This is a genomic window from Pseudoalteromonas sp. Angola-7 (assembly GCF_028599255.1).
GTDB classification, from domain to species: Bacteria; Pseudomonadota; Gammaproteobacteria; order Enterobacterales; family Alteromonadaceae; genus Pseudoalteromonas; species Pseudoalteromonas atlantica.
In genome coordinates this window covers 272,653-284,574 of the sequence record NZ_JAQREL010000004.1, presented here as the reverse complement: position 1 = coordinate 284,574, position 11,922 = coordinate 272,653, and the positions used below count along the sequence as shown (strand labels likewise).

The window sequence follows — 11,922 nt, the reverse complement described above, 5'->3', positions numbered from 1 at the left end:
CCTTTAGAATACGGCCTTGCAATTTTATTCAATAATTTACATATATTAAGGCGAAACGCAGATGGGAAGAGCTTACCAAAACAAAAAAGATTCAATGGCTAAAACTGCGGGTGCTAAAACTAAAGTTTATTCTAAGTACGGTAAAGAAATATACATTTGCGCTAAAAATGGTGGCGTAGATCCAGATGGTAACCTTGCGCTGCGCCGTTTAATCGAGCGCGCTAAAAAAGACCAGGTACCCGCACACGTAATTGAGCGCGCAATAGACAAAGCCAAAGGCGGCGGCGGTGAAGATTACGCAGCCACACGTTATGAGGGTTACGGCCCTGGTAACTGTATGATTATTGTTGACTGTTTAACCGACAACAACAAACGTACGTTTGCTGATGTGCGTATTTGTTTTACCAAAGCAAACGCTAAAATAGGCGCACAAAATTCGGTATCACATTTATTTGATCACCTCGCTATTTTTGTTTTTGATGGCGATGACGATGAAGCTGTACTAGAAGCCCTTATGATGGCCGATGTTGATGTAACAGATGTAGAAGTAGAAAACGGTAAAGTGACGGTTTTTGCACCACATACAGAATACAACAACACCCGTACAGCGCTTGAAGAAATGGGTATTACAGATTTTGACGTAGATTTAATTTCGTTTGTACCACAAGTTGAAGCCCCTATTGAAGGTGAAGACGTAGAAGTAATGGAGCGCTTTTTAGCCATGCTTGAAGATTGTGACGACGTGCAAAACGTTTACCATAACGCGCAATTTTAAACTTTACTAAACGTATTTATTTTAAGCCAACAGCAATGTTGGCTTTTTTTATTTTAAAAGGCTTGTGAAAATTTATGAATACCCTTGCAGAGCTTAGAGCTGGTAGGTTGAATGGTGTTACTCGCTTACAACTCGTAGAAGGCTTAACTGAGTTTCCTTTAGAAATTTTAACCCTTGCAGATACCTTAGAAGTACTCGATTTATCAAACAATAATCTCACTACACTGCCAGATGAGTTTGCGTGCTTAACAAAGCTTAAGCGGGTGTTTTTATCGTTTAACCAATTTAAACATATACCTGAAGTACTCGCTAAGTGCCCTGCTTTAATTATGGTTGCATTTAAAGGCAATCAAATAACAGAGTTTGCACTAAACAGCTTACCTAAAAATATTGAATGGTTAATACTTACCGATAACAAATTAAGCGCATTGCCAAGTGACTTTGGTAATTACACACAGCTTAAAAAGCTCGCCCTTGCAGAAAATAACCTAAAACAACTACCCGCGAGTATGGCCTCTTGTACTAATTTAGAGCTAGTTAGGCTCTCTGCTAATAACCTAACAAAACTTGATAATTGGCTATTAGAACTCCCAAAACTTGCTTGGCTTGCCTTTGCGGGTAATGCATTTAATAAAGCTCAGTGCTTAACTAACAGTCGTTTACAAAACACGCCACTTGAAAATTTTAAGCTTAAAAAAGTAATTGGCCAAGGTGCATCGGGCGTTATTCATTTAGCTAAAACAGCACAACATGATGTGGCGGTAAAATTATTTAAAGGTGCAATTACAAGCGATGGCTACCCACTTGATGAAGTAAACTGCTGTTTACAGGCAGGCTATCATAAAAACTTAATTAACGTATTAAGCTACATAGAGCAAAGCACACAGCTTGGTTTAGTAATGGAGCTAATAGATACACGCTTTGCTAATTTAGGTTTGCCGCCAAGTTTAGAAACCTGTACGCGCGATACATTTAATACACACTGTCACTATTCGCCTGAGGCAATTTATAAAGTTGCCCAGCAAATGATAAGCACCCTTGCCCACTTACATGCTAACAACGTAAGTCATGGCGATATTTACGCCCACAACACCATGATAAGTGAACAATATGACGTTTTATTTGGTGATTTTGGTGCGGCTACAAACTTAGCTATGCTCAGCGAATATCAGCAGCAGCAAATACAGTTAATAGAAGTACGCGCTTTTGGTTGTTTAATTGAGGACTTATTAAGCACTGTTAGCACTGCAGATAAGCAAAACGAACTGTTTGATAAAATGTCCGATATAGCAGCGCGTGCTATAAATACTGATATTGCATCGCGGCCTAGTTTTAAAGAGATAAGCGCTCTATTAAACGAGCGGGTATAAATTAATCAAAATAAAAAAGCCTGCATAATGCAGGCTTGGTTGGATAAAGCTAAACTTTTACAGGGTCAATTATAAGTACTGACCTAATGCTTTAACTTGGTCTAACATGCGGTTTGAGAAACCCCACTCGTTGTCGTACCAAGCCATTACTTTAACTAGTTTGCCATCAGCTTTAGTTTGCGTTGCATCAAAAATTGATGACGCAGGGTTGTGATTAAAATCAATAGAAACAAGCGGAAGCTCGTTGTACTCTAAAATTTCTTTCATTGAACCCGTTGCTGCGGCTTTCATTACTTCGTTGATTTCTTCAGCTGTTGTTTCGCGCTTGGTAATAAACGTAAAATCAACTAAAGAAACATTGATAGTAGGTACACGTACCGACATACCGTCTAATTTACCCGCAAGCTCAGGAAGTACTAAGCCAACAGCTGCAGCAGCACCTGTTTTAGTTGGGATCATAGACTGAGTTGCACTACGTGCACGGTATAGGTCTGGGTGATAAACGTCAGATAAGTTTTGATCGTTTGTATAAGCATGAATTGTAGTCATGCTACCTTGCTCAATACCTACTGTGTCGTTAATTGCTTTTGCAATTGGCGCTAAACAGTTAGTAGTACATGATGCGTTAGAGATAATGTTGCTATCAGCGTTAATTACGTCGCTGTTAACACCATGTACTACCGTTGCATCTAAATCTTTACCAGGAGCAGATACAATTACTTTTTTAGCACCTGCTGTAATGTGCTTAGCTGCGTCTTCACGCTTAGTGAAAAAACCAGTACATTCTAAAACGATATCTACGTTTAACTCTTTCCACGGTAAGTTTGCAGGGTCACGCTCTTGAGTCAAAGTAATTACGTCATCACCAATCAGCATAGTGTTATCTGATAACGTTACTTTTTGAGAAAATTGACCGTGAACTGAGTCAAATTGTGTTAAATGCGCATTTACGTTAGCCGGTGCTAAATCGTTAATTGCTACAATTTTAATTTCACTGTTTTGTGCTGACTCGTAAAGTGCACGTAATACGTTGCGACCGATACGGCCATAGCCATTAATTGCTACATTAATCATTTTTAGACTCCTATTTAACTTCACTTGCTTGTCGAGCAAGCGCTTCAATGGCTTGCCAGTCTTTGTTTTCAATTAGTTGTTTATCTAGCATCCACGTACCACCAACACAAATAACGTTATTAAGCGCTAAGTAATTAGGGGCTGTTGCTAGGCTAATACCACCGGTTGGGCAAAAAGTAATGTGCGGCAATGGCCCGCCAATCGACTTAAGCATTGCTGTTCCGCCAGCGGCTTCAGCTGGGAAAAACTTTAAATACTTAAAGCCATGACTTGCTAACTGCATTACTTCGCTTGCAGTTGCTGCACCCGGTAAAAACGGAATGTCTGAATCTTTAGCTAATGCTAATAATTCATCACTTACACCTGGGCTTACCATAAAATCAGCGCCTGCTTCTACTGAAGCGTCAAAGCTTGCTTTATCAACCACTGTACCTGTACCAACGTATGCTTCTGGAACTTCTGCTTTCATTAGTTTTACAGCTTCCACTGCAACAGGCGTGCGTAGCGTAATTTCAAGGGCTTTTAAGCCACCGTTGTATAACGCTCTAGCGAGTGGTGCTGCATCTTCTAGTTTTTCGATTACAACCACTGGCACCACAGGTGCCGACGCTAAGATTTTTTCAATACTCATTACTTGTTCCTCATTACCCAGTGTGTGGCAATTATTATTCAAGTCCAAAAGCACTCGCACCTAAATCGGCGCTGCTTACAATATTTCTAAATCCAGTAAATAACTCTCGGCCGGTACCAAAGGTTAAGCTTGGTTGGCTAAGTTGTAGTTCACGCTTAGCAAGCTCTTCGTCGCTAACATGTACTTTTAATATTCCGTTTGGCGCATCCAGTGTTACTAAATCGCCCTCAAGAATTTTTGCAATAATGCCACCTTCAACAGCTTCTGGCGCTAAGTGAATAGCAGCAGGTACTTTACCTGATGCGCCCGACATACGGCCATCAGTCACAATAGCTACTTTAAAGCCTTCGTCTTGAAGTGTTGCCATTACAGGCGTTAATTTATGCAGCTCTGGCATACCTTTCGCTTTAGGGCCTTGCTCTTTAAGCACGGCAATAAAGTCTTGGTTTAACTCGCCACGGCTGTATGCCTCTTGCAGTTCGCCTTGTGAGCTAAATACTTTAGCTGGGGCTGTTACTACTTGGTGCTCAGTGGCTACAGCAGACACTTTAATGACTGCTTTACCTAGGTTACCCGTAAGTAGTTGTAGGCCGCCTTGCTTGCTAAATGGATTGCTAATTGGACGCAGTACTTCTTCATCGAGTGAGTTTTCTGGGCAATCTACCCATTTAACTTTTGAAGGTCCTGTTGAGTTGCTCATAATTAAGCTGTCGTCTTTATCTAAACGCGGCTCCATCATGTAAGGCGCTAAGCCTTCACCAAGCATAGTTTTAACATCAGTATGCAAGTAACCTGCGCCGGCTAATTCACGCATTAAGAAACCCATACCGCCTGCGGCTTGGAAATGGTTTACATCGGCTGAGCCGTTAGGGTAAATACGCGTAAGTAGTGGTACAACTTCTGATAAGTCAGACATGTCTTTCCACGTTACTTGAATACCCGCCGCTTTTGCGATAGCAACAATATGAATAGCGTGGTTAGTTGAGCCACCTGTAGATAGCAAGCCAACTAAACCATTAATAATGGTTTTTTCGCTGATTACATCTGCTAAACACGGGCTTTCTTTATCATCTGTAAGCTGCTTAAGCATGGTTTCTACAGCATTACCTGTTAAACCATCGCGAAGCTCAGTGTAAGGGTTAATAAACGAGCTACCTGGAAGGTGTAAGCCCATTATTTCCATTAACATTTGGTTTGAGTTAGCAGTACCGTAAAACGTACAAGTACCTGCGCTGTGGTACGAGGCGCTTTCAGCTTCAAGTAAGTCTTCACGGCTTACTAAACCTTGTGCAAATTTTTGGCGAATACGTGCTTTTTCTTTGTTAGGAATACCAGATTGCATTGGCCCAGCAGGTAAAAAGAATACCGGTAAGTGACCAAAAGATAAGGCACCAATTAATAAACCTGGGACAATTTTGTCACATACGCCTAAACAAAAAACGCCGTCAAATACGTCATGCGATAGTGATACCGCAGTAGACATAGCAATTACGTCGCGAGAAAAAAGCGATAATTCCATGCCGTCACGCCCTTGCGTAACGCCATCACACATTGCTGGTACACCGCCTGCAACTTGGGCAGTGGCGTCGTACTTAGTAGCAAGGTCTTTAATTAGATCTGGGAAATCTTTGTATGGCACATGGGCCGAAAGCATATCGTTATATGAGTTGATAATAGCAAGATTTGGCTGCTCATCAGCCTTTAAACGCGCTTTGTCGTCGCTGCTACACGCAGCCATAACGTGAGCGATGTTTCCGCAGCCTAGCCCGGCACGGACTCTTGTTTGTTTTTTTGCGTGCGAAATACGATCTAAATAATCTTGACGGGTTTGTTTACTGCGTTCAATAACGCGCTGGGTGACTTCTTCAATGCGAGGGTGCAACATAATTTAGCTCATCTCTATTAGTTAGAGGAAAAAGGCTCAGTAGCAATTACAGACTCCACGTAAATAACTGCACTGAGCATCTTTGATTTACCCGTTCAAAGGTACGCTACCAGGGAGCCTCTCACAACAACCCTGACACCGGTGTCACTGTATTAACGCATAGCATTGACACCGGTGTCAACCCTGAGTAACAAAAATAGTGTAAAATTTTAACGTGACCAATTAATGACCATGCTAATTTTAGTTTATTTGCTAAAATCCGCACAAAAAAAACCCGAATAAGCGTCACTCAAATTCGGGTTACTGTGAAAAACAAAAAAGGGAGTTATTTTATTGCAGCAGTAGACTCGCGGGTAATTAAACGTGATTCTAGCGTTACCTGATAGGGCTGCTCCTGTGGCTGCGAAATATGCGATATAAGCTGCGTAACAGCTTGTTTAGTCATTTCTTCAACAGGTTGTGCAATAGTCGTTAAGCCCGGCCATATATGGCGAGCAATTGGTGCATTATCAAACCCTGCAATAGAAATATCATCGGGTACGCGTAATTGGCGCTGTGTGGCAAGTTTTAATACCGCCGCCGCCATGTAATCGTTTGATGCAAATACCGCGGTAGGACGTGGCGATAAATCTAAAATGCTGCGCGCACTGTCTACACCTGAGTGATAACTAAAGTTACCCTCTTCTACTAGGCGCTCGTCAAATTCTATACCGTGGCTTGCCAACGCTCGTCTGTAACCTTTAAAGCGCTGTTGTGTAGCACTGTGATCAGGGTGGCCTTTAATAAAAGCAATCGACTTATGACCAAGCGAAATTAAGTGCTCGGTTATTTCATAAGCGCCCTGCTCGTCGTTGCTGCGCACTGAAATTGAATCATCTTCTAGCAGTGCCGATGCAACCCGTGCATAGGGTATTTTTTTAGCTTTTAAAAAATTAGCGAGTTTTTCAAAATCACCAAATGGCGGGGTAAGTACTACGCCATCTAAACGCGAGGTTTGTAATAACTGCTCTATATCGTTAATTAAATCATCGCCACGTAATTCGCACGGGTGTATTAATAAGTTGTAGTTATTTTCTTTACAAGCAGCAAGCGCACCCGTTTGTACGCGTGTTATATAACTTTTACTGGGGTTGTCGTATAGGCAGCCAATAATAAAGCTGCGATTTTGCGCAAGCCCGCGTGCTATTGGGTTAGGCGTGTAATCAAGCTCTTTAAATACTTTAAGTACTTTTTCTCGCGTAGCTGCACTCACGTTAGGCTCATTATTTAAAACCCGCGACACGGTTTTTTTAGAAACCCCCGCATGGCTTGCTACGCTATTTATGGTTACTTTTTTCATTTGTTCATTATCCAAATACAACCATTAAGCAAATTTACTTGCTGTTATATAAACACGCACCCGCCCCAATTAGCGGTATGTTATCTTGTGTTACTAAAGTAACTGGAATTTGCCCTGCATATTGCGACATAACACCTTTTTGCGAAAAACGCTCTACAAAGCGGCTTTCAAGTAATCGTGTTTGCATGCGCGGTAAAATACCGCCGCCTATAAATAGGCCACCTAATGCGCCGTATACTACCGCTAAATCGCCTGCCACACTGCCTATCCAGTCACAAAACTGATTAAGCGTTGCATCGCACACTTCACACTCGCCACTGTTTGCAAGGCTACTAATTTGTGCCGCATCTAAATTTTTAGCTGTAACCCCTTTCACGGCTGCCATTGCTTTGTATAAATGGGCAATACCTGGGCCTGAAAAAACAGTTTCTATAGATACATGAGGGTGTTCTTTACGAAGCTCGTTAATTAATAAAGCGTCTAGCTCGTTTACAGGAGCAAGCGACATATGGCCGCCTTCAGAGCTTAACACTGCCGTAGATTGCGCGGTACGCACTAAGCACGCAGCGCCAAAACCTGTACCAGGGCCCATCACACCTATATTCGCGTTAGCATCGGCTTGCCCTGGTTTAATGGTAATATTTTGCGTTGAGTCTAAATAAGGCGCAGCATAAGCAAACGCAGCAAAGTCATTAATTACTTCTAATTGTGTTAGATTAAAATGTGCTTTAAATTCACTAACACTAAAATGCCAACCCAAATTGGTTAAATGCACTTGGCCTGCTTTTATAGGGCCTGCAACAGCTAAACATGCCTGAGTTGGCGTAACATGGGGAATCGTTGTTAGGTATTGTTCAAGTGCGCTTTCTAAAGAGCCAAAATTAGCACTGGGAAATATGTTAATATGCTCAATAACAAATTGGTTAGTTTGCTCATTAAAGTCGGTAATTAATGCAAAGCGCGCATTGGTGCCACCAATATCGGCAACTAAGATAGGGTTAAACTGGGCAGAAGAATTTTGGCTCATGGTATTATCTCTTTTGTGTAAGCGGCTTATGCTTATTATTTTACAACGGCTATGCGTTGTTATTTATACACTTTGAGCTATCACCTCAAAGTAGCTATCACAGTAAAAAAGGCTGCTATATAAAATAGCAGCTAATACGTTTTGACAACAAAATGATAAAACATTGGCATTATGACACCGGTGTCAGGATTAGATCAATAATAAATCGCAAAAAGCTTGAAATAATTCACTAATAGTCGAAAATGACACAATTATTTAGCATTTAATTAAGTTGTAACAATGAAAGGTAAAGCCACCTCATTTGACATTGCCCATTATGCAGGGGTTTCACAATCAACTGTATCTCGCGCTTTACGTAACAGCCCCCTTGTTAATGAAGAAACACGCAAACGCGTCCACGACATAGCAAAACAACTTAACTATAAAGTTGATAAAAATGCCAGCAACTTACGTACTCAGCAAAGTAGTACCCTTGCGTTATTGTTGTTTGAAGACCCAACATCAGATGAATCACAAATAAACCCATTCTTTTTATCAATGCTGGGCAGTATTACCCGTGCGTGTGCAAAAGAAGGTTACGACTTATTGGTGTCGTTTCAATCAGCTAGCGCCGATTGGCAAGCCGACTACGAAGACAGCCACAGAGCCGATGGTATTATTTTGCTCGGCTATGGTGATTACATAGACTTTCAACCAAAATTTAAAACCTTGCTTGACCAAAACACTAAGTTTGTATGCTGGGGCGCTACAGTAGATAACCGCCCAGATCTTACTGTATGCTGCGACAATTACGGCGGGGGCAAACTAGCCGCTGGCCATTTAATTGCCCATAACCGCACCGATTGCGCGTTTATCGGTGATGCATCTGATCACAGCCCAGAATTTTTTGCCCGCTTTCAGGGGTTTAAAGATGAGCTACTTACTAATGGTATAACCATTAATGAGCGAAAAATGGCCAATGCTATTTCAACTGAAGAGTCTGGTTATCATGCTACACGCTCACTTATTGCAAATAACATAAAATTTAACGCCTTATTTGCCGCCAGTGATTTAATTGCCATTGGCGCAATTCGCGCTTTAAAAGAAGCCAATATTAATGTTCCTAACGAAGTGGCCGTGGTCGGTTTTGATAACATAGCCATTGCAAGCTACATAAACCCACCGCTTACAACTATAGCGCAAGACACCACCGTTGCAGGGCAAATGTTAGTAGAGAACCTACTTAAATTAATACGTGAAGAAGAAGTGCAAAGCACCCTTTTACCGCCGGTATTAATTGCCAGAGGGTCTAGTTAAGAATTTATAACTCAACGTCATTGTGCTTATTAAACATAAACACCCCGTTTAGATACAAAAAAGCCACGGCTGTTAACCGTGGCTTTAATTTTACATTTTGAACTAGCCTTATTTTAAAGCTTTCTCAACAACTGGGTAATGATCCCAAACTTGTTTGTCGCTCAGTGAACGAACTAATTTAATATACTCGGCATGAGTCCATGCCAATGGTGTTGCTGAATTAGTCCCCTCGCCTAGCTCATAACCTGCTTTGTTAACCCCTACACCATCCCATACTTGCTCTGGTAACATAAGGCCATTATTAGCAAATTGCTCTAAGCCTTTTACATAGCTGTTTTTAATTTGCGCCTGTTTAGCATCATCCAGAGCGTTGTTTGCATTAGCTGCTGCGATTTCGTAATGCCCGCGTTCACCGGTGAAAAATGGCCATACACGCCCACGTTGGCCTGGTGTATTACTACCACCCTCAGCATAGTTTGTGCCTTTAACTTCATCTTCACCGTAGCCATCATTGCCATAGCGGCGGTAGCCTGCAAAAGTGCCGCTGCCATCGTCAAAGCTAAAGCTGTATTTAACTTGTAGGTTATCTTCAAGCGTTTCGTCGTCATACTCAGGTAGAGTTTTAACGATGCTTTCATCATTTGCACCGCGTACGCCATAGCGTACTAACTCTAAAAAGCCGCCATCTAAAATTTGCTTTTTATTAAACCCTTCGCGGCCATTATTAGCGTTAATTTTAGTGTTTGAGTTTGCATCGGTATCTTGGCCTATGCGAATAAAGTATTCGCCATCGCTATTTTCGCCTTTTAAGTTACCTTCGGTAGTAAACATTTGCGATTCAATATCGCTGCTATATTTTTTAGCCGTAGCAAGGTAGCGCTGCGCGTTTTTATCATCGCCACTAAGCGTTGCGATATCGCTTGCGGTAATAAGGCCTGCCACTATTGCTGCAGTTGTGGATGGCGAATAACCGCTTTGCTCTTCCCAGCGCTCTTGTTGTGTTGCCGGTGGTGTAATTTGTGTGTCGTTCCACAAAATTTTAGCAAGTCCCCCCTCGACTAAAAAATCTGCCGCTGGTTTTAACATTTTGCCGTACCAGTTTTTTAGCTCTTCATCGCTAAGTACGTTGGCTTTATGTAACTTCCATGCCAGCATGATAGGCATAGCAGTTTGATCAAGCTGTACGCCTACCCATTCTAATTCACCATCTACGTGTGTTTTTTGTAAAAACCAGCCGGTATCGCCTTTATTACCTGGTGTTTTGCTGCTTACTTGCACTTTTTCAAGGTATTCGAACGCTGTTTTTGCTGTGGCAGTATCGCCAAGCGCCATAAATGCCATAGCTACTTGATAAAAATCGCGCACCCATACCGCTTTATAACCCGTAGAACCCTCTTTGGCTGAAACCGTTTCGCCCCATGGGTTAGATAAAGAAGCAATTAATGCCCCTGCGTGTGTTTTATCTTCTTGTGCTTTTAATACCATGGCACTGGTGTATAAAAGCTTACCGTTATCAGCTGTTTGTTTAACCATGGTATTAAGCGGTTTGAGGCTTTGTAGGTAATCTTCCCAGCCTAGCGCTTCACCTTTGCCGTTGTAGTGATCGAGCACCGCTTGGTACCCTTTTGCCAAACTTTGTTCACCTTGCTGAATACTTTGCTGCTGCGTTTTACCAAAGCTCAGGGCTAAATCAAAAGTGGTATTTGCAGTTATCTCGCCAAGTTCTGCAAGCATGCTTACATTACCAGCAGTTTCGCCGGTATTTGTGTATTGGGTAGTTATAGATTGCGTAGTGTTAAGGGTGTTAATACCGTCACTTTTTCCTGTAAACCCGACCGTTTTTGCTTTAAATGGTGACGCGGATTGAAGTGATAGATAGTTATCGTTTTCCCATGCTAATAGGCCTTGCTCTGTTGTTTTAGCAAAGTCACCTAAGCCGTTATTATTAATGTACGGATTAACAGACACATACGCTTTTAGCCCTTCAAGCTCAGTATTAAATACGCTGCGTACAAATAGGGTTTGCCCATCTGGGTCAGTAAAGATGTGTTTTTCTAGGCTAAAGCGGCCTTGTTTATCAGTGCTTGTTACTTTATAAGCCAGCGATAACGGGCGACCTTGCGCATCTTTATGTAAGTAATCAATGGTGACATTTAAATCATCCGCTTCACTAACGGTAAAATCTTTACCTGTTACTATAAATTGCATGTCTTTTATTTGTGCTTGGTGAATAAGCCCAAACATGGTTTCGGTGACCATCCCTTTAGCAATTGAAAACCATACTTTAGACACATCCCCCGTTGCAGCTGCATCAGTGTATTGGCCGTTTTGGTATTGCTCGTATGATGTACCAATACCTGTTTTACCCGCATAAGCCCAAAAAGGCTCTGCGCCTGGGGCGCCTGGTGCCGATGTAACCTGTGCTGTGGTACTTTCGTTAGTCGTGCTTGTGTTTTGAGCGCCGCAAGCCGTTAAACCTAACGTTAAAAGAGAGGCGGTTATAAGGTTATATTTTTTCATTGTGT

The 11,922-nt window shown here is 41.9% G+C and carries 9 protein-coding genes; 3 read left to right on the top strand and 6 right to left on the bottom strand.

What is annotated here, in order from left to right; translation table 11 throughout:
• Nucleotides 1–61 precede the first annotated feature (61 nt).
• Together PSH50_RS08330 and PSH50_RS08325 are read left to right on the top strand one after the other, a co-directional pair.
• Complete coding sequence (locus tag PSH50_RS08330) at nt 62–775, top strand: YebC/PmpR family DNA-binding transcriptional regulator (RefSeq protein ID WP_004587809.1); 714 nt, start codon at nt 62–64, stop codon at nt 773–775.
• Nucleotides 776–849: 74 nt separating this feature from the next.
• Nucleotides 850–2,145: a leucine-rich repeat-containing protein kinase family protein gene (locus tag PSH50_RS08325; protein ID WP_273586548.1), complete on the top strand. Its 1,296-nt coding sequence runs from the start codon at nt 850–852 to the stop codon at nt 2,143–2,145.
• Between the two features lie 69 nt (nt 2,146–2,214).
• On the opposite strand, the gene gap is transcribed toward PSH50_RS08325, so the two are convergent.
• From gap to glk, 5 genes are all read right to left on the bottom strand, one after another.
• Nucleotides 2,215–3,219 carry a type I glyceraldehyde-3-phosphate dehydrogenase gene (gene gap / locus PSH50_RS08320; RefSeq protein ID WP_029773117.1) on the bottom strand — a complete coding sequence of 335 codons (1,005 nt, stop codon included), beginning with the start codon at nt 3,217–3,219 and terminating at the stop codon, nt 2,215–2,217.
• 10 nt (nt 3,220–3,229) lie between these two features.
• On the bottom strand, nt 3,230–3,850 hold the full coding sequence (gene eda, locus PSH50_RS08315; protein WP_004587806.1) for a bifunctional 4-hydroxy-2-oxoglutarate aldolase/2-dehydro-3-deoxy-phosphogluconate aldolase: 621 nt from the start codon (nt 3,848–3,850) through the stop codon (nt 3,230–3,232).
• Between the two features lie 34 nt (nt 3,851–3,884).
• Complete coding sequence (edd, locus tag PSH50_RS08310) at nt 3,885–5,735, bottom strand: phosphogluconate dehydratase (RefSeq protein WP_029773525.1); 1,851 nt, start codon at nt 5,733–5,735, stop codon at nt 3,885–3,887.
• Between the two features lie 325 nt (nt 5,736–6,060).
• The gene (locus PSH50_RS08305; protein WP_024034047.1) at nt 6,061–7,074 is read right to left on the bottom strand and encodes a LacI family DNA-binding transcriptional regulator; all 1,014 of its coding nucleotides are present in this window, start codon (nt 7,072–7,074) and stop codon (nt 6,061–6,063) included.
• 34 nt (nt 7,075–7,108) lie between these two features.
• Complete coding sequence (gene glk, locus PSH50_RS08300; RefSeq protein WP_024034046.1) at nt 7,109–8,101, bottom strand: glucokinase; 993 nt, start codon at nt 8,099–8,101, stop codon at nt 7,109–7,111.
• 279 nt (nt 8,102–8,380) lie between these two features.
• Here glk and PSH50_RS08295 point away from each other — a divergent pair, with 279 nt between their 5' ends.
• Nucleotides 8,381–9,397 (top strand): LacI family DNA-binding transcriptional regulator, encoded by a 1,017-nt coding sequence (locus PSH50_RS08295; RefSeq protein WP_054982417.1) that lies wholly within the window; start codon nt 8,381–8,383, stop codon nt 9,395–9,397.
• A 108-nt stretch (nt 9,398–9,505) separates the two neighbouring features.
• Here PSH50_RS08295 and PSH50_RS08290 read toward each other — a convergent pair whose 3' ends face one another.
• The gene (locus PSH50_RS08290) at nt 9,506–11,917 is read right to left on the bottom strand and encodes a glycoside hydrolase family 15 protein (RefSeq protein WP_273586547.1); all 2,412 of its coding nucleotides are present in this window, start codon (nt 11,915–11,917) and stop codon (nt 9,506–9,508) included.
• Nucleotides 11,918–11,922: the final 5 nt, after the last annotated feature.